The organism is Pseudomonas sp. Tav-5-1A, from assembly GCF_055755055.1.
Genome location: NZ_CM146901.1, coordinates 1,584,021 through 1,604,539 on the forward strand (window position 1 = coordinate 1,584,021; position 20,519 = coordinate 1,604,539).

Genomic DNA, 20,519 nt, shown 5'->3' on the forward strand with positions numbered 1-20,519 from the left:
ACTCCTGTCAGGCTTGTTGAGGGGCGGCGAAGGGCGCATCCAGGGGCGCGGTGTCGAACTGGCGCAGCAGTTCGACGAGGATCTGCGTGGCCGGGCCCAGGGGTTTGTCCTTATTGGAGTAAAGGTAGAAGGTGGGGTGGCGGCTGCCACCCTGTTCCAGTTTCAGTGGCTTGAGCAGGCCTTCGCGCAGCTCGCGCTCGATCAGGTGCCGTGGCAGCCAGGCAAAGCCCAGGCCGCTGCCGACGAAGGTGGCGGCGGTGCCCAGGCTGCCCACGGTCCAGCGCTGCTCGGCGCCCAGCCAGCCGACGTCGCGGGGCTGGTGGCGGCCGCTGTCGCGGATCACCACCTGCAGCTGGCTTTCCAGGTCCTGGAAACTCAGTTCGCGGTTGAGGCGGTGCAGGGCATGGTCCGGGCTGGCGACGGCGACGAATTCCACGGCGCTCATTTCCGTGCCCAGGTAGCCAGGAATGCTGTAGCTGCTGATGGCCAGGTCAGCCACGCCCTCGGTCAGCACCTCGTCGACGCCCGACAACACCTCCTCGCGCAGGCGCACCCGGCAGCCGCGGCTCTGCGGCATGAACGCGGTCAGCGCGCGCACCAGGCGGGCGCTGGGGTAGGCGGCGTCGACCACCAGGCGCACCTCGGCCTCCCAGCCCTGTTCCATGTGGTGGGCCAGGTCTTCCAGCTGGCTGGCGTTCTTCACCAGCTGCCGCGAGCGGCGCAGCAGCACGCCGCCGGCCTCGGTGAGCACGGCCTTGCGCCCGTCGATGCGCAACAGCGGCACGCCCAGTTGGTCCTGCATGCGCGCCACGGTGTAGCTGACCGACGACTGGGAACGGTGCAGGGCTTCGGCGGCCTGGGCGAAACCGCCATGGTCGACCACTGCCTGCAAGGTTCGCCACTGATCCAGGGTAACGCGGGGCGCTTTCATCATCGGCTCCTGATGTCCTAAGCTGGCAATTCCCTATTGGAGACTGCCGAATGAAAAGTTGCTGTGCGCTCTTGCTGACGCTGTTGCCCGTGGCTGCCTTCGCCTACCCCATCGAGGTGGAAAAACACCTGGCGGGTACCGAAATCTCCTACACCACTTATGACACCGCCGGTGACATGGGTTCGATCGACCTGCGCAACGACGGGCCGGAAGCCGCGGAGTGCACCGTGGTCTTCCGCAACGGCCCCGAATCCCCGCGCACCCGCAAGGTGCGGGTGGAGCCTGGGCAGACCGCAAGCGCCTTGCAGCGCTTCAACCGCGACATTCTCAAGTTGCGCCTGACGATCACCTGCAAGCCAGCCTGAACGCATGGGAAATAGAGTAGAGGAACGGCCTGGTAAATCAACTTAATTGATAGGTTGAAGCGGTTTTTTGCGCTTTTTTATCAACTATTCCCGCTCTAACATGGCCTCCATCAACTCAGCGCACCTGATTGGAGGCCAAGCCCATGTCCCGCGTACAGATCATCGAAAGCAGCGCCCGCAAAGACGGTTCCATCTCGCGCCAGCTCACTGCGCAGTTCATTGACCAGTGGCAGTCGGCCCACCCGGCCGACGTCATCAGCGTGCGCGACCTGGCCACTGACCCGGTGCCGCACCTGGACGCCGACCTGCTGGGTGGCTGGATGAAGCCCGAGGCCCAGCGCAGCGCCGAGGAACTGCAGGCCCTGGCCCGCTCCAACGCGCTGACCGAGGAAGTGCTGGCCGCCGACGTGCTGGTGCTGGCCGCGCCCATGTACAACTTCGCCATCCCCAGCACCCTCAAGGCCTGGCTCGACCACGTGCTGCGCGCCGGGGTGACCTTCAAGTACACCGAGACCGGCCCCCAGGGCCTGCTCACCGGCAAGCGCGCCATCGTGCTGACCGCCCGCGGCGGCATCTACGCCGGCAGCAGCGCGGACCACCAGGAACCCTACCTGCGCCAGGTGCTGGCCTTCATCGGCATCCATGACGTGCAGTTCATTCATGCCGAGGGCATGAACCTGGGCGGCGACTTCAGCGAGAAAGGCCTGAACCAGGCCAAGGCGCTGGTGGCCCAGGTGGCTTGATTCATCGATTGATTGCTCCTTTTTGCACTTCCCGCTCCTTGGTGCTTCAACCCGGCCGCGTCCCCCACGCGTGCCGGGTTTTTTTATTGCCCGCATTCCACGCAGGCCTGTAGCCGCTGCCGCCAGGCTGCGCTGGCCTACATGAACCCTGCCGATGTGCAGCGAGGCACAGGGCCAGCGCAGCCTGCGGCAGCGGCTACGGGGCGCCACCGCGACCCCGTGGGTTGCCCCGTGCCGGGCAATTGATTAAGGTCGCCGCCTCACGCAAGGGGCACCCATGGGCTATCTACTTCTCGTCACACTGATTCAGGCATATTCCTTCAACCTCATCGGCGTCTACCTGGCTGGCCACGTGGACAGCTATTTCGCCGTGCTGGCGCGCGTCATCATTGCCGGCCTGGTGTTCATCCCGCTGAGCCGCTGGCGCGGCATGGCGCCGGGGTTCGTGCGCTCGATGCTGCTGATTGGCGCGCTGCAGTTCGGTGTCACCTACGTGTGCCTGTACCTGAGCTTCCGCGTGCTGACCGTACCCGAGGTGCTGCTGTTCACCATCCTCACGCCGTTGCACGTGACCCTGATCGAAGACGCCCTCAACCGCCGCTTCAACCCCTGGGCGCTGCTGGCGGCGCTGGTGGCAGTAGCGGGCGCGGCGATCATCCGCTTCGACCGCATCGCCCCGGACTTCTTCATGGGCTTCCTGCTGCTGCAACTGGCCAACTTCACCTACGCCGCCGGCCAGGTGCTGTACAAGCGGCTGGTGGCGCGCTACCCCAGCGACGAGCCGCAGTACCGCCGCTTCGGCTACTTCTTCGTCGGCGCGTTGCTGGTGGCGTTGCCGGCGTTCCTGGCGTTCGGCAACCCCCAGCACCTGCCGCAGGACCCGACCCAGTGGGGCGTGCTGGTGTTCCTCGGCCTGGTAGCCACGGCGCTGGGCATGTACGCCTGGAACAAGGGCGCCAGCCAGGTCAACGGCGGCACCCTGGCGGTGATGAACAACCTGCACATCCCCACCGGGCTGCTGATGAACCTGTTGTTCTGGAACCACAGCGAGCCCCTGGGCCGCCTGGCGCTGGGCGGCGCGGTGATACTGGCGTCGCTGTGGATCAGCCGCCGTGGCGCGGGTGAACCTGCAGGAACGTGACAATGGACAAGGTCGACAAGCAGATCATCGCTGCGTTGAAGGAAGACGCCAGGGTCAGCCTGGCGCAGCTGGCGCGGCAGGTGCACAAGTCGCGCACGGCGGTGGAGGCACGGGTGCAGAAGCTGGTCGACAGCGGCGTCATCCTCGGCTTCACCATCAACGTCGCCGAAGACGACAAGGGTGACCAGAGCGCTTTCCTGATGCTGCAACTGGAGGGCAACAGCTGCCACCTGGTGTTCCCGCAGCTCCAGGCGCACGCGCAGATCATCCATGCCTATTCGCTGTTCGGCGATACCGACATGCTGCTGCAGGTCAGCTATCGCAGCTTCGAAGAGCTGATGGCGCTCAAGGGCCAGATCCTGGCCCTGGAGCAGGTGCGGGACGTGGTCATCAACCCGGTGCTCACCGCCTGGCGCTGAGGCCTCAGTGGCCCCATAGCAAGGCGCGCAGCTGTTCAGCGCTGCGGTCCAGTTGGTCCGGGTCGTCGTGGCTCAGCCAGAACAGCCCCGGGCAGGTGGCGAAGTCGAGGGTGGCGGGCAGCGCGCTGCCTGGGCTGACGAAGTAGCGGTGGCCGCCGTAGCCGGGCACCGTGGTCGCCGCGCGTTCGTTGCCGGGGCCTTGGAAGGTGCCCGGCCGGTCGGTCCAGAAGAAGCCGATGCGGCCGTGCCGGGCCTGCCGCGAGTAGCCCGGTCCCGCGGGCGCGGGGCGGCCCAGGTAGCTGTCCACGGCCAGCGACAACAGGTCGGGCTGGTACACCTGCTGGAACAGCTGTGGGGCAATGCCGCCGTGCAGGCGCGCGCCGGCCTCGATCATCACCGGGCCGTCTTTCGCCCAGATGATCTCCATGTGCAGCGGCCCAACCGCCACGTCCAGCGCGGCGGCGGCCTGGCGGGCGTAGGCCAGCAGCGGCGCCAGCGCCTCGTCCGCCGGGTCCAGGGTGTCGAGGCTATCGTAGACGAAGGGGCTGCCGTTGCGCCGGATCTTGGTGTACCGGCACACCGAGGCGATATGGTACTGGCCACTGAAGGCGACCATGTCGACCACGTATTCCGGGCCGCTGATGAACGGCTGCAGCACAAACCCCAGGTTGGTTTCCCCCAGGTCGTTCTTCTGCTCCCACCCGGCGCTGCCCAGGGCCTGGGCCACCGCCTGGCGGCCCGTGGCAAACACCACCCCCTGGGAGGCGGCGGAATTGATGGGCTTGACCACGTACTGGCGCCCGTCAGCCACGGCCTCCAGCGCCTGCGCGATCTGCCGTGGGCGGGTTACCAGGCGGGTCGGGATGTGGGTCACGCCGCGCTGTTCCAGCGCCTGCTGCATGATGTATTTGTTGCGCCGCGCGCCACTGGTGACGGGGCTGTTGCCCCGCAGGCCAAGTTGCTTGGCGAGGCGGTCGGTGAGGTGAATGGCAGTCTCGCAGCCGGCGATCACCGCCTGCACACCCAAGGCGTCGAGGAAGTGTGCGGCCTCGGGGCTCCAGTCCAGCACATGGAGGAAATGCCCGGGTGCCAGGTCCTGGGTGAAGTGCGCGGGCAGGTTGGGTCGGGAAATGATGGCGATGCAACTCAGGCCAAGGGCATTGAGCAGCGGTGCGTAGAGCTTGCCGGTGGAAAACGGGTCGACGATCACAACATAACTCATGGGCGCAGGTTCCTACTTGGCCGCGACGGCGGCGCGCGGTGCGGGCCAGCGCGTGCGCAGCAGCACGGCGCTGCCCAGCAGCAGGGCAGCGGCGACCATCAGCGCCCGCGCCCCTTCGAAGCCCAGCATGGCGTGGGTGGTGAACAGGGTCAGCAACATGGGCGCGGCGCCGCTGACCAGCAGGTAATACAGCGAACTCCTGGCCGCGATCAGGTCGGCGGCATGGGCGTCGGGCGCAGCCTCGATCAGCTGGCGGCGCAACTGGATACGCAGGCTGTTGATGCAGAAGCCCAGCACGCAGGCTGCGGTCAGCACCGCCCACGGGTTGGCGAAGTAGACAATGGCCACGTCGGCGACGACGATCAGCGCCACCGCGGCGTAGCTGCCCAGCCGCACCCGCGGCAACACCGCCGCGCAGAAAGCGCCCAGGCCGGCCAGGCCGCTGGCGGTGCCAAACAGCGTGGCGTCCCAGCCGTTGAGCTTCTGGAACACGATGGGCACCAGGCTGTTGAACGCGCCGATGTGGAAACCGATCAGGCTCAACACCACGATTAGCAGGTACAGCTGGCTGCCCAGGCTGACGGCGGGCGCCGGCGAACTGCCCGGCTGGGACACCGCGCTGACCTCGGCCATGCCCCCGACCAGGGCGATGGCGCCCAGCGCGGCAATAGCGGCGACGGCGATGAACTGCAGGGTCTGGTTGAGCGGAAACACGTCGACGATCACCCCGCCCAGCATCGCCCCGCCAAAGGCGCCGATCTGGATAGCGGTCTGCATCAGGCGCGCCGAGGTGTCGCTGTTGGTCCGCCCGGCCAGCACCTGCTTGGTGTTCTGCGATTCCAGGGTGCTGATGGTGAAGTAATCGGTCACCCCCACCAGGAACGCGATGCCCAGGAAACCGACCGGCATCAGCGCCGCCTGGGTCAACGACAACCCCAGGATGGCGAGGAACACCGCGAGACGGATGTACAACAGCCGTTTCATGCTCAGCCCGACCGTGAAAAAACGGCCCAGGTACTGCTCCAGGGCGTAGGGCACCACCGTGGCAATACACAGCGTGGCGCCCACCAGGAAGGTGGAACCGGTGGCCTGTAGGCCGAACCACACCATGGCGATGACAATGGCCATGTCCAGGCCGGTGAACAGCGTGACGATGGTATAGAACGCCGGCAGCGCTACCTTGTTGTTATTCATGGGGCCCCGTGGCGAAGGATGCGTGGCAGGGCATCAATGCTATAAGCCGGGGCGGGGCGGGGGCAGTTTGAAAAGAACGGTTGGCGTAGTGAAATTTACTAAAGCGTGTGGCAGCGGGGTGATGCTTCGAGGGAGCTGAAAGGCGAGAACGGTGTTTTTTGCGTTGAAGGGGCGTGGACGACAGTTTGGAATCGCTCTAGCTGCGTGCCTCGTGCTGTGGGTTTGCCATCTGCCGGATGCGTCCCTCCAGGCCACCGTTTTCCTGGAAACTGGAGTACAGGGTGAACAGACCAAACAACGACAGAGCCACTGCGACCGAGGCAATCCCGCTCAACGTATGATTCCCCAGCGAGCGCCAGAATCCTGGCCTCATGCTGTCGATCCTGGCGATGATAACCCGTCGGTGATGCTCTCCCGTAGCTCTTCGCCCAATTGATCAAGCGATTCGTTGATCATGTTTCTCGCCATCTGGGTGGCTTGGTCGTGATACATCCTCACTTGCTGGGGTGTACAGGCTACTCGCTTGAACGCCTCGTGATTTTCATCAGGGTGGCTGCGAAGCCATTCAATTTTGTGTCGCTTGTAGAGCGAATAGGCGAGTAATCCGAGGAAGTCATCGTCGTTTTCGACCAATTCGCGATAGACATCGGATCGCGTGTTTTCAATACGCACGGGCGGCGTGGCGACTGCTGATGGCGCCGTCCCTGGTTCGTTGCTCGGTGATGTCTGGCACAAAACACCGTCATCCTTCTATCCGTTGGCAAGGCGCTCAAACGCTCTCTTCATCATGTCGTTGAGCGTCTCCCTGGACAGCTTCGACGAACGATCGGCGACCGCTCGCTTCGAAGATGAGGCGAGACGCCTGTTGCTTTCCTTGATCAACGCAATTGAAACAGTGGGCATGGGGCCTCCTTTTTTCCGGCGGCCTTCTCCATTCGTACGGTGAAGGCATGGCAGAGCAGCGCTATTCTTGGGACGCCACCGCCGCTGGGTCAAGGCAGGATTTGGCAAGCAAATGTTTCACATTGCCCGTCAACCCTACCCGCATATCCGCCCCACTAGGCTGCTGATACAAGCTCAAGCCAAACTCCGGCAACACTGCCAGCAGGTAGTCGAACACATCGCCCTGGATACGCTCGTACTCCGCCCACACCGTGGTGCGGGTGAAGCAGTAGATTTCCAATGGCACGCCCTGGGCGTCGGTCTGCATTTGGCGGACCATGCAGGTCATGTTCGGCTGGATGTCGGGGTGGCTTTTCAGGTAGGCCAGGGCGAAGGCGCGGAAGGTGCCCAGGTTGGTCAGGCGCCGGCGGTTGGCGGGCAGGTCGGCGACTTCGCCCTGGGCCTGGTTCCAGCTGGCGACTTCGGCCTGCTTGCGGCCCACATAGTCGGTCAGCAGGTGCACGCGGGCCAGGTGCTGCTGTTCCTCGTCGGTGAGGAAGCGCACGCCGCTGGCGTCGATGTTGAGGCTGCGCTTGATGCGCCGGCCGCCGGACTGCTGCATGCCGCGCCAGTTCTTGAACGACTCGGACATCAGCCGCCAGGTGGGGATGCTGACGATGGTCTTGTCGAAATTCTGCACCTTCACCGTGTGCAGGGTGATGTCCACCACGTCGCCGTCGGCGCCCACCTGGGGCATCTCGATCCAGTCGCCCACGCGCAGCATGTCGTTGCTGGTGAGCTGCACGCTGGCCACGAACGACAGCAGGGTGTCCTTGTACACCAGCAGGATGACCGCCGACATGGCGCCCAGGCCCGACAGCAGCAACAGCGGCGAGCGGTCGATGAGGGTGGCGACGATGACGATGGCGGCGAAGATGTACAGGATCATCTTTGCCAGTTGCACGTAGCCCTTGATGGAGCGGGTGCGGGCGTGCTCGGTGCGCGCGTAGATGTCCAGCAGGCCGTTGAGCAGGGCGCCCAGGCCCAGGGTCAGGCACAGGAAGGTGACCGCCAGGGCCAGGTTGCCGATGAACAGGGTGGTCTTGTCGCTCAGGCCCGGCACCAGCGCCAGGCCGAACTGGATGACCAGCGACGGCACCGTCTGCGCCAGGCGGTGAAACACCTTGTTGCGGTGCAGGTCGTCCAGCCAGTGCAGGGCCGGCTGGCGGGCCAGCAGGCGCATGCCGTACAGCAGCACCTGGCGGGCCAGGCGGCCCAGGCCCAGGGCAATGGCCAGCAGCACGGCCAGGGCCAGGCCGGTGCGCAGCAGCGGTTGATGTTCCAGGGCGGCCCACAGGGCCTGGGCCTGGAGCCAGAAAGCGTGAATATCCATGGGGTGCGACGGGCGTCCGGTCAGCGGTCGGGCCGGTCATTAGAGCCCATCGACACGACAATTTGGCAAAAAGTGCGTTACCACACGTAAAGAAGTTCGGCTTATTGCCGCGCAAACCGTTACGCTATGCAGTTGAATTTATGTACTTCGCCGAGGTAACACCCGTGTTTTCCCAATTCCCCTTGCATGAACGCCTGCTCAAAGCCGTGGCCGAGCTGAATTTCGTCGAGCCTACCCCGGTGCAGGTAGCGGCTATCCCGCTGGCAGTGCAAGGGCGTGACCTGCGGGTGACGGCGCAGACCGGCAGCGGCAAGACCGCAGCCTTCGTGCTGCCGATCCTCAACCGCCTGATCGGCCCGGCCAAGGTCCGCGTGGAAATTCGCGCGGTGATCCTGCTGCCGACCCGCGAGCTGGCCCAGCAGACCCTGAAGGAAGTGGAGCGCTTCTCGCAGTTCACCTTCATCAAGTCCGGCCTGATCACCGGCGGTGAAGACTTCAAGGTGCAGGCCGCCATGCTGCGCAAGGTGCCGGACATCCTGATCGGCACGCCTGGCCGCCTGCTGGAACACCTCAACGCCGGCAACCTGGACCTGAAGAAGGTCGAAGTGCTGGTGCTGGACGAAGCCGACCGCATGCTCGACATGGGCTTCGCCGAAGACGTCACGCGCCTGAGCGACGAGTGCAAGGACCGCGCCCAGACCCTGCTGTTCTCGGCCACCACCGGCGGCGCCGGCCTGCGCGACATGATCGGCAAGGTGCTGAAAGACCCCGAGCACCTGCTGATCAACAACGTCAGCCAGCTGGCCGAAGGCACCCGCCAGCAGATCGTCACTGCTGACCACAACGTGCACAAGGAACAGATCCTCAACTGGCTGCTGGCCAACGAGACCTACCAGAAGGCGATCATCTTCACCAACACCCGGGCCATGGCCGACCGCATCTACGGCCGCCTGGTGGCCCAGGAATACAAGGCGTTCGTGCTGCACGGCGACAAGGACCAGAAGGACCGCAAGCTGGCCATCGACCGCCTCAAGCAGGGCGGCGTGAAGATTCTGGTGGCCACCGACGTGGCCGCTCGTGGCCTGGACGTGGACGGCCTGGACCTGGTGGTCAACTTCGACATGCCACGCAGCGGCGATGACTACGTGCACCGCATCGGCCGTACTGGCCGCGCCGGCAACGAAGGCCTGGCCGTTTCGCTAATCTGCCACGGCGACTGGAACCTGATGTCGAGCATCGAGCGCTACCTGAAGCAGAAGTTCGAGCGCCGCGTCATCAAGGAAGTGAAAGGCACCTACAGCGGGCCGAAGAAGGTCAAGGCTTCGGGCAAGGCCGTGGGTGTGAAGAAGAAAAAGACCGACGCCAAGAAAGGTGACAAGAAAACCGCCGCCAAGGGCCCGACCAAGCGCAAGACAGTCAACAAGCCCAAGGCCGAGCAGCTGGTGAGCAGCGACGGCATGGCGCCGTTGAAGCGCCGCAAGCCGGCCGCTGACGCCGAGTAATCCCGCGGTTGTAGCCGCTGCCGCGAGGCAGCGGTGGCTTGATGTCTCAGGAGTCGGCTTTCTTGCCGGCTTCATCCAGCTCCTGCAGGCGCTTGTCGATCAGCTGGCACTTGTCCGGTAAATCCTTGCTGGCGGTGTCCAGCTTCATGCCCTGCAGCTCAGCGTTGATTTCCCTGGCCTTCTGCGGGTTCTGCTGGGTCAGCCTGGCCACCTCCTGCGCCAACTGCTCCCGCTTGGCCGTGGCCTCTTCCAGGGTACAGGCGAAGCCGTTCACGCTTACCAGCAGCATGCACGCGCCCGCGATGCTCGTTACCGTCTTCATCATCCACCTCCTGCCGCGATACCCGGTGGAGCCTGCGCGCCCGCCGAAAGTTCAGCGTGAACGGCTGCGCGGCGCGCGGGTCACAACCTGTGTAGGCCCTTTCACTCTGTGTTGGAGGTAGCTCAGGATGACAACGTATAACTGGGATTTGATCGAACGCCTGCTGCATGAGGTGCAGAACGGCGCCGGGCACAGCTTCACCCCGCGCCCCTATGCCGAGCAGCATGCCGCCCAGGTAGCCGCAGACGGGGGCGCGCCAGGGGACCTGGACCACCTCAAGGCCCTGGCCGGCGAGTACGAGAAGCTGCTGCTGGACCGCGGCTACATCGCCCCGCGCCCCGAAGATGAGGGCGGCAACGGCGAGAACTTCGTGCTGACCCCGCGCGGTTCCAGCCTGTTGAGCCTGATCGACACCAGCATTCCGGGGCATGAACACCCCCGCCAGGTGCTGGATGAACAGCAGGACGCGCTGCTGCCGGACACCTTCGATGAGGTGGCCAGCAAGGCGCAGATCGCCGGTGGGTCGGTGTAACCGACCGATCGTCGGGCACACGCTGACTGGCAGATGAAATCCGTCCTGATTGAGACCTTTTGCCGCACTTTACCCGGTGCGTATGATGGCAATCAGGACTATGATCTGCTTGAGACGACGCAAACATTGACCCGTCGCTCAGGTTTACCCTAAGGGGGGCTCTATGAACCGCACTCTGTACAACTGGCTCCACGACCTTGGCGTTGCCTTGGGCCTGATTCCGCCGCCGCTGCAGCCAATCCCGATTCCCACCGAAGACAAAGACCGTCGCCGCCAACCGCGCCGCTGAGTCTGCATTCAATCCACCGGTAGCCGCTGCCGCCAGGCTGCGGCTATGGGTTCGTCAGTGGCGCGCAATCTCGCGCAAGAACCGCCACAAGTCATTGGCCGTCACCGCCTGCTCCAGCAACCTGTCCTCCTCGATGGTAAACGCCGTCAGCCCGTACTCATCCTCCAGGCGCGTGATCAATTCCATGATGTCCTTCTTGTCCAGCCCGAGGGATTCGAGGCTGACATCGTCGTCGAAGTCGCCGTCCCCCAGAAAGTCGCTGATGAAATTGTGCACGGTCTTGCGAATACCGAATCGCGGCATGGCGAGGCCCCTACGCGGAAGCGCGGTCGTGGGGATTCATCCGTTGAATCAAGCGGGAAAGGTCGTTGATGGTGCTGACCTGGCGCAGCACCCGGTCAGGGTCCAGCGGTACGCCGAAGAGCTTTTCCAGGCGGCGGAACAGCTCGGCCAGGTCCAGGCGCGGCGGGTCGCATTGCTGCGCCGCCAGTTGTTGCTCGATGGTGCTGTGGATATACAACTGAATGTCTGTGCGGTTCATGGCAGACCTCCGAAATGCGTGCACGCTCCGTCCGGCAATTCGTTTGCGGTACTGTCAGAACAACAGCGGCCTTCCTGGTGAAAGCGCCGCACCCCTTGGTTTATGCAACTACCAGGGATACGGCTTTTTTCAACATCTTAGGCCAGTTTGGCTGCCAGCGCCGGGCGGCGTGACAAAAGGCTGACGAGCACGAAGCTTACCAGGCCCACCGCCAGGCTGTAGTAGATGGGGGTGTTGGCATCCAGGCCGTCCTTGAACATGAACACCAGGGCGGTGATGAAGCCCAGGGTCATGCTGCAAATGGCCCCGGAAGTGGTCGCGCGTTTCCAGAAGATGGCGCCAATCAGCGGGATCAGCATGCCGCCCACCAGCAAGTTGTAGGCCAGGGTCAGGGCGCTGATCACGTCGTTCACCACCAGGGCGATACCCAGCACGCAGATACCGGTCAGCAGGGTGAACAGGCGGTTGATGCCCAGGCTCGACTGCTTGCCGCCGCGCAGCTTGGGCAGCAGGTCTTCGGTCAGCACCGTGGAGGCGGCCAGCAGGCCGGCGCTGGCGGTGGACATCATGGCGGCCAGGGCCGCGGCGATCACCAGGCCACGGATGCCATCGGGCAGGCTGGCTTTCACGATAGCGGCGAAGGCGTTGTTGACGTTGTCCAGGTCCGGCAGCAGCACGTGGGCGGCCATGCCGATCAGCGCGCAGGCCAGGCCGTAGACGATGCAGTACAGGCCAGCGGTGGTGCCGGCGTACACGGCGACCTTTTCGTTCTTGGCAGTGAACACCCGTTGCCAGATGTCCTGGCCGATCAGGATGCCGAAGAAGTAGATCATGAAGTAGGTGATGATGGTGTCCCAGCCGATGCTGGTGAAGCTGAAGCTGGACGCCGGCAGCTTGGCCACCAGTTCATCCCAGCCACCCACGCGGTACAGGCAGATGGGCAGCAGGATGAACATCAGGCCGACGGTCTTGATCACGAACTGGACGATGTCGGTCAGGGTCAGCGACCACATGCCGCCGATGGTCGAGTACACCACTACCACGCCGCCGCCAGCCATCACCGCCAGCCAGAACGGCAGGCCGAACAGCACTTGCAGCACGGTGCCGATGGCCAGGATCGAGGTCACGCCGATCATCAGCGCGTAGGCCAGCATAATCACCGCACTGGCCTGGCGCGCCATGGGGTTGTAGCGCTTCTCCAGCACCTGGGTGACGGTGAAGATCTTCAGCTTGAGCAGCGGCTTGGCCAGGAACAGGTTGAGGGCGACGATGCCCAGGCCCAGGGCCGCGCACAGCCAGAAGCCGGAAATGCCGTGCACGTAGCCCAGGCGCACGGTGCCGACGGTGGACGCACCGCCCAGCACGGTGGCGGCCATGGTGCCCATGTACAGCGACGGGCCCAGGTTGCGGCCGGCCACCAGGTAGTCTTCATGGGTTTTTGCCTTGCGCATGCCGTACCAGCCAAGCAGCAGCATGCCCGCCGCGTAGATCGCGACGACGAAAATATCCAGAGCCATGGGGAGTTTCTCCGATCTTATTGTGTACGTAGCAGCTGCCGCAGGCTGCGTCCTGATGGACAGGACGCGGCCTGCGGCCGCTGCTACGGGTTAGGCGGTGGTTGCGCTGGCAGCGATGGAGGTGCTGCCGGTTTTACCGTTTGGGCCGTATACCGCTGCCGCTTCGGGCACCAGCTTGAGCAGTACCAGGTACACCACCGCCGCCAGGCCCAGGGTCACCGGCAGGCTGATGTCGATGCCGCCGGCCAGGTTGCCCAGCGGGCCGACGAACTGCCCCGGCAGGTTGACGAAGCACAGGCCTACCAGGGCGCTGGGAATCCAGGCCCCCAGGCCGCGCCAGTTCCAGCCGTGGTGGAACCAGTAGCGGCCACCCTGTTCGCCGCGGGTGAACACCTGCAGGTCATCGGGGCAGTACCAGCCGCGGCGCACCAGCAGGCCGATCAGCATGATCACCATCCATGGCGTGGTGCAGGTGATGATCAGCACCACGAAGGTCGACACGCTCTGCACCAGGTTGAAGGCGAAACGGCCGATGAAGATGAAGGCAATCGACATCAGGCCGATCAGCAGCGTGGCCTGCACCCGCGACAACAGGCGCGGGAACACGCTGGACATGTCCAGGCCGGTGCCATACAGCGAGGTGGTGCCCGTGGACATGCCGCCGATCACCGCCAACAGGCACACCGGCAGGAAGAACCAGCCCGGCGACACCGCCAGCAGGCCGCCGACGTAGTTGTTGTTGGCGATGTAGTCCGGCGCCTGGGTGGCGACGATGGTCGCGGTGGCCAGGCCGAACAGCAGCGGCAGCAGGGTGGCCAGTTGGGCGAACACCACTGCGCCCATGATGCGCGCCTTGGAGGTGCTGCGCGGAATGTAGCGCGACCAGTCGCCCAAGAACGCGCCGAACGAGATCGGGTTGCTCATGGCCACCAGCGAGGCGCCGATGAAGGCCGCCCAGAAGCCGGCCTGGCCATGGCTGACGGTGCCGGCGTAGTTCACGTCGAAGGCCCCGGCGAAGGCGGCGATGCCCGACAGGAACAGGATGCTGGCGGTCCACACGGCGATCTTGTTGACCCACAGCATGAAGCGGAAGCCGTAGATGCACACGGCCAGCACCAGCACCGCGAACAGCCCGTAGGTCAGGCCCAGGGTCAGGTCGGTTTCGGGCAGGCCGATCAGGCGCTTGGCGCCGCCCACCAGGGCGTCACCCGAGCTCCACACCGACAGCGAGAAGAAGGCGATGGCGGTCAGCAGCGACAGGAACGAGCCGACAATGCGCCCGTGCACGCCGAAGTGCGCACCCGAGGACACCGCATTGTTGGTGCCGTTGATGGCGCCGAACAGGCCCATGGGCGCCAGGATCAGCGCGCCGACCAAGGTGCCCAGCAGCACGGCCACCAGGCCGGCCTGGAACGACAGCCCGAACAGCACCGGAAAGCTGCCCAGCACCGCGGTGGAAAAGGTATTGGCGCCGCCGAAGATCAGGCGGAACAGGTCGAGGGGCTTGGCATTCCTTTCGTGGTCCGGGATCTGTTCGACCCCGAAGGTTTCTATCTGGCTGATGCTGGTCGTGCTGTTGTTATTGTTCATGATCTGCTCCGATCATTGCGGGCGCCCGTCTACGCGGGCGTCGCGGCGGTCAAGGGGAGGGCAGTGTCGAGGGTGCAGCGGACAAGTGTTCGTGGCAGGCCAGCCAGCGGCCTTCTTGTTGTTGGCGAAACACAATGGTCTCGCGCTCCTGGCTAAAGTACAGCTCCCCTTGCATGCGCAGCTGGGTGGCCACGTCATGCATGAATATCGCCACGTCACCCTGCAGGCTGACGACGGCGTTGCTTGAGGTGCATTCAATCACCTCGAAGCCATCCTCGCGCCGCCAGCCGTCCCACACCTCACGATAGGCATCGCGGGACAACAGGGGCTGCGCAAGGGTGTGGAACACAAAGGTGGCATCGGCCGTGAAGGCGTCGAAATACGCCTCACGGTCGTTGCTGGCAAAGGCGGTGACCAGGTCGCGGGCGGCTTGCAATACTTGTTCTTGTTTGCTCATGGCCATGTCCTCAGCGGTGGACCACGCCCGGCAGCACGCAGAGCATTTCGTACAGCAGGTTGGCGCCCAGCAGCGAGGTGTTGCCGGTGGTGTCGTAGGGCGGCGAGACTTCTACCAGATCGCAGCCGACCAGGTCCAGGCCCTGGCAGCCACGCACGATCTCGATGGCCTGGATGGTGGTCAGGCCGCCGATTTCCGGGGTGCCGGTGCCAGGCGCCCAGGCCGGGTCGATGCCGTCGATGTCGAAGCTCAGGTACACCGGGCCGTCGCCGACCTTGGCGCGCACTTCTTCCATCAGCGGCGCCAGCGACTTGTGCCAGCACTCTTCGGCCTGCACCACGCGGAAGCCCTGGTTGCGGCTCCAGTTGAAGTCCTCGGCGGTGTAGCCCTGGGCGCGCAGGCCGATCTGCACCACGCGGTCGCAGTCCAGCAGGCCTTCTTCCACGGCGCGGCGGAAGGTGGTGCCGTGGGCGATTTTCTCGCCGAACATGTGGTCGTTGACGTCAGCGTGGGCGTCGATATGCACCAGGCCCACCTTGCCGTGCTTCTTGTGGATGGCGCGCAGGATCGGCAGGGTCACGGTGTGGTCGCCGCCCAGGGTCAGCGGGATGACGTTGTGTTCCAGGATCTCGTCGTAGGCTTCTTCGATGATGCGCACGGCGTCCAGCAGGTTGAAGGTGTTGATCGCCACGTCGCCGATGTCGGCCACCGACAGCGAGTCGAAGGGGGCGGCGCCGGTGGCCATGTTGTAGGGGCGGATCATGACCGATTCGGCGCGGATCTCGCGTGGGCCGAAGCGGGTGCCGGAGCGCAGGGAGGTGCCGATGTCCAGCGGAATACCGACGAAGGCTGCGTCCAGGCCGGCTGCGGTTTGCAGGTGGGGCAGGCGCATCATGGTGGCGATGCCGCCGAAACGCGGCATTTCGTTACCGCCCAGTGGTTGGTGAAGAATCTTGTCCACGGGTTACCTCATCGTTTGTATTTTTTCTTTGCGCTCGGTCAAGGCCGGCACGTTGAGGCGGAGTCTGCATAAAGGTAGTGACCCTGAAGAATCGCTACAGAGAAATACTTAGTTCAGATTTTTCTGAAGTAATGGCGTTACACTAATCCGCAGCCCCCGTAGCAGCTGCCAAAGGCTGCGTCGCTTTTCCCCGCGCCGACGCAGCCTTCGGCAGCTGCTACGGGCCCTTGAACTCCTGATGTGATGCCATGGCCAACGCACTTCCCGACCTGAAACTGCTGCGCATCTTCGTCAGCGTCGTCCGCCACCAGGGCTTCGCCAATGCCCAGCAGGAGCTGAACCTGTCCACCTCGGCCATCAGCACCTACATGAGCCAGCTGGAGGCGGCCCTGGGCATCGTGCTGTGCCACCGCGGCCGCGGCGGCTTCAGCCTGACCAGCAAGGGCGAGCTGTTCCACCAGGAGACCCTGCGCCTGCTGGCGGAAATGGAAGGTTTCGAGCAGTACGCCGCCGCCCTCAAGGGCGAGCTGCGCGGCACCCTCAACCTGGGGGTCATCGACTCCACGGTCAGCGACCGCGCGCTGCCGTTCGCCGAGGCCATCGGCGCCTACTGCCAGGAACACCCGGCGGTGCACCTGCACCTGTCGGTGTCCAGCCCCTACGAGCTGCAACTGGGGGTGCAGGAAAACCGCCTGGACCTGGCCATCGGCGCGTTTTCCACGCGCATGAGTGGCCTGGTCTACCAGCCGCTTTACCGCGAGCAGCACTGGCTGTACTGCAGCAACCGCCACCCGCTGTACGCCGAGCGGCGCATTCCCGAGCAGGTGATTACCCAGCAGCGCATGGTCGGCCGTGGCTACTGGAGCCAGGCCGAACTGGCCCGCCACGGCTTCAAGCACAGCGCCGCCACGGTAGAGAGCATGGAGGCGCAGTTGATCCTGGTGCTGTCGGGCGCCTACATCGGCTACCTGCCCGAACATTACGCCCAGCCTTGGGCCGACAAAGGCGACCTGCGGGTGCTATCACCGGCCACTTTCGGCTATCAGGCGCCATTTTCCATGATCACTCGCCGCGGTCGCAGCCGCGAGCCCTTGATCCAGACCTTCCGCGACCTGCTCAAGGCGCAGCTTACGCCGGTGTGAATCCAGCGGTGCGGCGCTGGGTCGCACCGCTAAAACGCCATTATTTGTGCGTTTGCCGATACTCGGCGCGTCGAACGCCCCTACAGCCCTGAAATGCTCTGCTACACCTTTCAGAGCTTGATGACACATTTTCTCATCGACAGCATGGACGGCCCAACGATGCGCATGAATTTGCCCATTACCGAACACGAACGCACCTTTTCAAGCGACCAGCGGCTGATCTCCACCACAGACCTGAACAGCAACATCACCTACTGCAACGATGCCTTCGTCAGCATCAGCGGCTTCACCTACGACGAGCTGGTGGGCAAGCCCCACAACCTGGTGCGCCACCCGGACATGCCGCCGGCAGTGTTCGCGCAGATGTGGGAGACCATCAAGCTGGGCAAGCCGTGGATGGGCGTGGTGAAGAACCGCGCCAAGAACGGCGATTACTACTGGGTGAGCGCCTACGTCACCGCTATCTACGAGCACGGCCGCATCAGCGGCTTCGAGTCGGTGCGCTCGGTGCCCAGCCGCGAGCAGATCCGCCGCGCCAGTGAACTGTATGCACGCCTGCGGGCCGGCAAATCCCCGGTGGCGCCAGCGGCGCGTCTGGGCAAGGCGTTCCTGCGGGGCTGGCCGATCCTGGCCGCGGCGGTGGTCTCGGTGGTCAGCCACTTCCTCCTCGATGGCTACCCGGCGTTGCTGGTGGTGCTGGCCAGCCTGGTGGGCGCCTGGGCGCTGACCGAACGGCGCCAGGTGCGTGACATCGAACGCACCCTGGGCGACCACCCGAAATCCTTCACCAGCCCGCTGGTGGCCCTCACCTACAGCGACACCCCCGGCGCCCAGGGGCGCCTGGACCTGGCTATGTTCAGTGAAGAAGCGCGGTTGCAGACAGCGCTAACCCGGCTGGTGGACGCCGGCGTCAGCGTGCGCGAGCGCGCCTCGCAGTCGTCGGGCCTGTCGGGCGCCCAGGCCGAGCTGCTGGACCGCCAGCGCAGCGAGACCGACCAGTCGGCCACGGCCATCGCCGAGATGGCCGCCACCATCCAGGAGGTCGCGCACAACGTGCAGAACACCGCCGTGGCCGCCGCCGACGCCGACCAGCTCGCCCAGCAGGGCAGCGCCCTGGCCCAGCAGAGCCTGCAGGCCATGGGCCTGATGAGTGGCGCGGTCAGCGAGATTGGCCAGGCGGTCAACGCCCTGGCCCAGGAGACCCAGTCCATCGGTAGCGTCGCCGACGTGATCACCGCCATTGCCGAGCAGACCAACCTGCTGGCGCTCAATGCCGCTATTGAAGCGGCGCGCGCCGGCGAGCAGGGCAGGGGCTTTGCCGTGGTGGCCGACGAAGTGCGCTCGCTGGCCATGCGCACGCGCACGTCCACCGAGCAGATCCACCAGATTATCACCTCGCTGCAGGCTGGCGCCGACCGCGCCGTGCACACCGCCACCCGTGGCGAGCAGATCTCCAGGGACAGCGTGCAGAGCGTCGAGGCCGTGCAGACCGCGCTGGTGGGCATTACCCAGGCGGTGAGCCGCATCACCGGCATGAGCCAGCAGATGGCCACGGCCTCGGAGCAGCAGAGCCACGTGGCCGAGGACATCAACCAGCAGATCACCCGCATCGCCCAGCTGTGCGACCGCAGCGCCACCCAGGCGCGCGAGGGCGCGCAGATCAGCCAGGAGCTGGAGCGCATGGCGGAGTACCTGCACGACCTGGCAGAGCGCTTTAGCCGCTGACCTGCCGCGGGTTTCGCCGCCCCGTAGCCGCTGCCGCCAGGCTGCGCTGGCCCTCAGCCTCGCTGGAGATCTGCGGTGTATGCACGGGCCAGCGCAGCCTTCGGCAGCGGCTACAGTTGATGGGCGTGGAAGCTGGGTTCTGTGGCAAAATGGGGCATGCCTCGAATCATCTGCCCCCGCTGCAACCGCCCTGAATCCCGCTGCCTGTGCGCGCTGATTCCCAGTCTGCCCAGCCGCACCCGCGTGCTTATCCTGCAGCACCCCAGCGAGGTCAACCATGCCCTCAACACCGCGCGCCTGGCGGCGCTGGGGCTGGTGAACGCCGAGTTGGTGGTGGGCGAAACGGTTGACCCGGCTCTGCTGAACCCGCCCGGCTACCGCGCCTGCCTGTTGTTCCCCGGCGAGGATGCGCAGCCGCTGGCCGCCAGTGCCGCGGGGCAGCAGCCAATGCTGCTGGTGGTGCCCGACGGCACCTGGCGCAAGGCGCGCAAGCTGCTGCACCTCAACCCCGTGCTGGCGGCGTTGCCGCGGGTGACCCTCGACGGTGCGCCGCCTTCGCGCTACCGCTTGCGCAAGGCGCCCGCGGCCGGCGCGCTGTCCACCATCGAGGCCATCACCCAGGCCCTGGAAGTGCTGGAAGCCCCCGCGTCATTCCAGCCGCTGCTGGCGCCTTTCGACGCGTTGATCGATGGGCAGATCGCGGCCATGGGCGAGGACGTCTACCGGCGCAATCACGTCCAGGAGTGAATCGGCCAGCCGGCCTTTTCGGCGTGTTCGCGCAGCACCGGGTCGGGGTTGACCACCTGGGGGTGGTCGACCTTGAGCAGCAGCGGCAGGTCGTTGCGTGAGTCGGAGTAGAAGGTCGCGCCCTCGAGGTTTTCTTCTTCCTGGTCCAGCCATTCCAGCAGGCGGGTGATCTTGCCTTCGCGGTAGGTCAGGGTGCCCACGGTGGCGCCGCTGTACACGCCGTGCTGCACGTCGAGGTCGATGGCCAGGATCTCGTCCACGCCCAGGCGCTCGGCGATGGGGCCGACCAGGTGGGTGCCCGAGGCAGAGATGATCAGGATGCGGTCGCCCGCCCGGCGGTGGGCGGCGATGGTCCTGGTGGCTTCGCTGAAGATGATGGGCTCGATGAAATCCTCCACCCAGGGGCCCACCAGGTGCTCGACCTCCTCGGGGGTGCGGCCGATCATGGGTTCCAGGCTGAAGGCCATGTAGTCTTCCATGGCCAGCTTGCCCTGGCTGTAGGCGTCCATCAGTTCGTTGTTCTTGCGCATGAACGATTCGGGGTCCACCCAGCCCAGGCGGGCCATCTGTTCGCTCCACAGGGTTGCGCAGTCGCCGTGGATGAGGGTTTCGTCCAGGTCGAAGATTGCCAGTGCCATACAAGTAGTCCTTCAGATTGATTCACACAATAATTTCAGCCGCACCAATTTCAGCCGCACCGCTATCCGGCTTTTGATCTTGATCCCGTGCGGCTCTTGATCTTGATTGTGTGCCCCATAAAGCGCCAGGGCCGACTGGAGGCGTTGACCGAGCGGTCCCTGGCGTAGCCGGGGAAGACGGAACCGGAGGCGCTTCTATTCCGGGCCGTCGGCCGCTTGGGCGACGCCGGAGGGAGGGGACCCGCAGCGAAGCGGAGGGACCAAGC

The 20,519-nt window shown here is 65.0% G+C and carries 23 protein-coding genes and 1 pseudogene; 11 read left to right on the plus strand and 13 right to left on the minus strand.

From position 1 onward, the window contains the following. Nucleotides 1-7: 7 nt before the first annotated feature. Nucleotides 8-931 carry a LysR family transcriptional regulator gene (locus AC0J42_RS07115; RefSeq protein WP_416422923.1) on the minus strand — a complete coding sequence of 308 codons (924 nt, stop codon included), beginning with the start codon at nt 929-931 and terminating at the stop codon, nt 8-10. A gap of 50 nt (nt 932-981) precedes the next feature. On the opposite strand from AC0J42_RS07115, the gene AC0J42_RS07120 reads away from it, so the two are divergent. From AC0J42_RS07120 to AC0J42_RS07135, 4 genes are all read left to right on the plus strand, one after another. Continuing rightward, entirely contained in the window at nt 982-1,296 is a 315-nt protein-coding gene (locus tag AC0J42_RS07120) for a 3-phosphoglycerate kinase (protein ID WP_416422924.1), read from the plus strand. A gap of 143 nt (nt 1,297-1,439) precedes the next feature. After that, nucleotides 1,440-2,039: an FMN-dependent NADH-azoreductase gene (locus tag AC0J42_RS07125; protein WP_416422925.1), complete on the plus strand. Its 600-nt coding sequence runs from the start codon at nt 1,440-1,442 to the stop codon at nt 2,037-2,039. A gap of 277 nt (nt 2,040-2,316) precedes the next feature. Beyond that, the gene (locus AC0J42_RS07130; RefSeq protein WP_416422926.1) at nt 2,317-3,180 is read left to right on the plus strand and encodes a carboxylate/amino acid/amine transporter; all 864 of its coding nucleotides are present in this window, start codon (nt 2,317-2,319) and stop codon (nt 3,178-3,180) included. Nucleotides 3,181-3,182: 2 nt separating this feature from the next. Then, nucleotides 3,183-3,599, plus strand: coding sequence for an Lrp/AsnC family transcriptional regulator (locus AC0J42_RS07135; protein ID WP_416422927.1), 417 nt, complete (start codon nt 3,183-3,185; stop codon nt 3,597-3,599). A 4-nt stretch (nt 3,600-3,603) separates the two neighbouring features. Here the strand turns inward: AC0J42_RS07135 and AC0J42_RS07140 are convergent, their stop codons facing one another. The 4 genes from AC0J42_RS07140 to AC0J42_RS07155 all read right to left on the minus strand — a co-directional run bounded on the left by AC0J42_RS07140 (nt 3,604) and on the right by AC0J42_RS07155 (nt 8,290). Beyond that, nucleotides 3,604-4,821 (minus strand): ATP-grasp domain-containing protein, encoded by a 1,218-nt coding sequence (locus AC0J42_RS07140; protein WP_473005631.1) that lies wholly within the window; start codon nt 4,819-4,821, stop codon nt 3,604-3,606. Between the two features lie 12 nt (nt 4,822-4,833). Next, a complete protein-coding gene (locus AC0J42_RS07145) occupies nt 4,834-6,015 on the minus strand; it encodes an MFS transporter (RefSeq protein ID WP_473005632.1) in 1,182 nt (393 codons plus the stop codon). Nucleotides 6,016-6,384: 369 nt separating this feature from the next. Next, entirely contained in the window at nt 6,385-6,750 is a 366-nt protein-coding gene (locus AC0J42_RS07150; RefSeq protein WP_473005633.1) for a hypothetical protein, read from the minus strand. A gap of 229 nt (nt 6,751-6,979) precedes the next feature. Next, a complete protein-coding gene (locus AC0J42_RS07155; RefSeq protein WP_473005634.1) occupies nt 6,980-8,290 on the minus strand; it encodes a mechanosensitive ion channel family protein in 1,311 nt (436 codons plus the stop codon). 164 nt (nt 8,291-8,454) lie between these two features. Here AC0J42_RS07155 and AC0J42_RS07160 point away from each other — a divergent pair, with 164 nt between their 5' ends. Further along, a complete protein-coding gene (locus AC0J42_RS07160) occupies nt 8,455-9,792 on the plus strand; it encodes a DEAD/DEAH box helicase (RefSeq protein WP_416422931.1) in 1,338 nt (445 codons plus the stop codon). A gap of 46 nt (nt 9,793-9,838) precedes the next feature. Here AC0J42_RS07160 and AC0J42_RS07165 read toward each other — a convergent pair whose 3' ends face one another. After that, on the minus strand, nt 9,839-10,114 hold the full coding sequence (locus AC0J42_RS07165; protein WP_473005635.1) for a hypothetical protein: 276 nt from the start codon (nt 10,112-10,114) through the stop codon (nt 9,839-9,841). Nucleotides 10,115-10,241: 127 nt separating this feature from the next. Between AC0J42_RS07165 and AC0J42_RS07170 the strand changes: the two genes are divergently transcribed. Together AC0J42_RS07170 and AC0J42_RS07175 are read left to right on the plus strand one after the other, a co-directional pair. Continuing rightward, nucleotides 10,242-10,646, plus strand: a complete 405-nt coding sequence (locus tag AC0J42_RS07170) for a transcriptional regulator (RefSeq protein WP_416422933.1) — start codon at nt 10,242-10,244, stop codon at nt 10,644-10,646. A gap of 163 nt (nt 10,647-10,809) precedes the next feature. Beyond that, the gene (locus AC0J42_RS07175) at nt 10,810-10,935 is read left to right on the plus strand and encodes a PA1414 family protein (protein WP_416422934.1); all 126 of its coding nucleotides are present in this window, start codon (nt 10,810-10,812) and stop codon (nt 10,933-10,935) included. A 54-nt stretch (nt 10,936-10,989) separates the two neighbouring features. On the opposite strand, the gene AC0J42_RS07180 is transcribed toward AC0J42_RS07175, so the two are convergent. The 6 genes from AC0J42_RS07180 to speB form a co-directional block, all read right to left on the minus strand. After that, on the minus strand, nt 10,990-11,238 hold the full coding sequence (locus tag AC0J42_RS07180) for a phosphopantetheine-binding protein (RefSeq protein WP_416422935.1): 249 nt from the start codon (nt 11,236-11,238) through the stop codon (nt 10,990-10,992). 10 nt (nt 11,239-11,248) lie between these two features. After that, nucleotides 11,249-11,476, minus strand: coding sequence for a phosphopantetheine-binding protein (locus AC0J42_RS07185; RefSeq protein ID WP_416422936.1), 228 nt, complete (start codon nt 11,474-11,476; stop codon nt 11,249-11,251). Between the two features lie 137 nt (nt 11,477-11,613). Continuing rightward, entirely contained in the window at nt 11,614-12,993 is a 1,380-nt protein-coding gene (locus tag AC0J42_RS07190) for a sodium:solute symporter family protein (protein ID WP_416422937.1), read from the minus strand. A gap of 90 nt (nt 12,994-13,083) precedes the next feature. Then, on the minus strand, nt 13,084-14,583 hold the full coding sequence (locus tag AC0J42_RS07195) for a purine-cytosine permease family protein (RefSeq protein WP_473005636.1): 1,500 nt from the start codon (nt 14,581-14,583) through the stop codon (nt 13,084-13,086). A 49-nt stretch (nt 14,584-14,632) separates the two neighbouring features. Next, nucleotides 14,633-15,040 carry a YybH family protein gene (locus AC0J42_RS07200; RefSeq protein WP_416422939.1) on the minus strand — a complete coding sequence of 136 codons (408 nt, stop codon included), beginning with the start codon at nt 15,038-15,040 and terminating at the stop codon, nt 14,633-14,635. A gap of 10 nt (nt 15,041-15,050) precedes the next feature. Beyond that, nucleotides 15,051-16,001: an agmatinase gene (gene speB / locus AC0J42_RS07205; RefSeq protein WP_027977277.1), complete on the minus strand. Its 951-nt coding sequence runs from the start codon at nt 15,999-16,001 to the stop codon at nt 15,051-15,053. A gap of 248 nt (nt 16,002-16,249) precedes the next feature. On the opposite strand from speB, the gene AC0J42_RS07210 reads away from it, so the two are divergent. The 4 genes and pseudogenes from AC0J42_RS07210 (at nt 16,250) to AC0J42_RS07225 (ending at nt 19,615) form a co-directional block, all read left to right on the plus strand. Beyond that, complete coding sequence (locus AC0J42_RS07210; protein WP_416422940.1) at nt 16,250-17,143, plus strand: LysR family transcriptional regulator; 894 nt, start codon at nt 16,250-16,252, stop codon at nt 17,141-17,143. Nucleotides 17,144-17,308: 165 nt separating this feature from the next. Further along, a pseudogene (locus AC0J42_RS07215) lies at nt 17,309-17,614 on the plus strand (PAS domain-containing protein); the annotation flags it as partial. A 138-nt stretch (nt 17,615-17,752) separates the two neighbouring features. Continuing rightward, complete coding sequence (locus AC0J42_RS07220) at nt 17,753-18,868, plus strand: methyl-accepting chemotaxis protein (protein WP_473006820.1); 1,116 nt, start codon at nt 17,753-17,755, stop codon at nt 18,866-18,868. Nucleotides 18,869-19,024: 156 nt separating this feature from the next. Further along, the gene (locus AC0J42_RS07225) at nt 19,025-19,615 is read left to right on the plus strand and encodes a tRNA-uridine aminocarboxypropyltransferase (protein WP_473005637.1); all 591 of its coding nucleotides are present in this window, start codon (nt 19,025-19,027) and stop codon (nt 19,613-19,615) included. Here the strand turns inward: AC0J42_RS07225 and AC0J42_RS07230 are convergent. Next, nucleotides 19,600-20,253, minus strand: a complete 654-nt coding sequence (locus tag AC0J42_RS07230) for an HAD family hydrolase (RefSeq protein WP_473005638.1) — start codon at nt 20,251-20,253, stop codon at nt 19,600-19,602. The two genes, AC0J42_RS07225 and AC0J42_RS07230, sit on opposite strands and share 16 nt — an antisense overlap. Nucleotides 20,254-20,519 lie beyond the last annotated feature (266 nt).

What these genes read in the sequence shown, in the direction of transcription:
- AC0J42_RS07115 (WP_416422923.1), bottom strand. Translation starts at nt 931, where the DNA reads ATGAAAGCGCCCCGCGTTACCCTGGATCAGTGGCGAACCTTGCAGGCA.
- AC0J42_RS07120 (WP_416422924.1), top strand. Translation starts at nt 982, where the DNA reads ATGAAAAGTTGCTGTGCGCTCTTGCTGACGCTGTTGCCCGTGGCTGCC.
- AC0J42_RS07125 (WP_416422925.1), top strand. Translation starts at nt 1,440, where the DNA reads ATGTCCCGCGTACAGATCATCGAAAGCAGCGCCCGCAAAGACGGTTCC.
- AC0J42_RS07130 (WP_416422926.1), top strand. Translation starts at nt 2,317, where the DNA reads ATGGGCTATCTACTTCTCGTCACACTGATTCAGGCATATTCCTTCAAC.
- AC0J42_RS07135 (WP_416422927.1), top strand. Translation starts at nt 3,183, where the DNA reads ATGGACAAGGTCGACAAGCAGATCATCGCTGCGTTGAAGGAAGACGCC.
- AC0J42_RS07140 (WP_473005631.1), bottom strand. Translation starts at nt 4,821, where the DNA reads ATGAGTTATGTTGTGATCGTCGACCCGTTTTCCACCGGCAAGCTCTAC.
- AC0J42_RS07145 (WP_473005632.1), bottom strand. Translation starts at nt 6,015, where the DNA reads ATGAATAACAACAAGGTAGCGCTGCCGGCGTTCTATACCATCGTCACG.
- AC0J42_RS07155 (WP_473005634.1), bottom strand. Translation starts at nt 8,290, where the DNA reads ATGGATATTCACGCTTTCTGGCTCCAGGCCCAGGCCCTGTGGGCCGCC.
- AC0J42_RS07165 (WP_473005635.1), bottom strand. Translation starts at nt 10,114, where the DNA reads ATGAAGACGGTAACGAGCATCGCGGGCGCGTGCATGCTGCTGGTAAGC.
- AC0J42_RS07170 (WP_416422933.1), top strand. Translation starts at nt 10,242, where the DNA reads ATGACAACGTATAACTGGGATTTGATCGAACGCCTGCTGCATGAGGTG.
- AC0J42_RS07175 (WP_416422934.1), top strand. Translation starts at nt 10,810, where the DNA reads ATGAACCGCACTCTGTACAACTGGCTCCACGACCTTGGCGTTGCCTTG.
- AC0J42_RS07180 (WP_416422935.1), bottom strand. Translation starts at nt 11,238, where the DNA reads ATGCCGCGATTCGGTATTCGCAAGACCGTGCACAATTTCATCAGCGAC.
- AC0J42_RS07185 (WP_416422936.1), bottom strand. Translation starts at nt 11,476, where the DNA reads ATGAACCGCACAGACATTCAGTTGTATATCCACAGCACCATCGAGCAA.
- AC0J42_RS07190 (WP_416422937.1), bottom strand. Translation starts at nt 12,993, where the DNA reads ATGGCTCTGGATATTTTCGTCGTCGCGATCTACGCGGCGGGCATGCTG.
- AC0J42_RS07195 (WP_473005636.1), bottom strand. Translation starts at nt 14,583, where the DNA reads ATGAACAATAACAACAGCACGACCAGCATCAGCCAGATAGAAACCTTC.
- AC0J42_RS07200 (WP_416422939.1), bottom strand. Translation starts at nt 15,040, where the DNA reads ATGAGCAAACAAGAACAAGTATTGCAAGCCGCCCGCGACCTGGTCACC.
- AC0J42_RS07210 (WP_416422940.1), top strand. Translation starts at nt 16,250, where the DNA reads ATGGCCAACGCACTTCCCGACCTGAAACTGCTGCGCATCTTCGTCAGC.
- AC0J42_RS07225 (WP_473005637.1), top strand. Translation starts at nt 19,025, where the DNA reads ATGCCTCGAATCATCTGCCCCCGCTGCAACCGCCCTGAATCCCGCTGC.
- AC0J42_RS07230 (WP_473005638.1), bottom strand. Translation starts at nt 20,253, where the DNA reads ATGGCACTGGCAATCTTCGACCTGGACGAAACCCTCATCCACGGCGAC.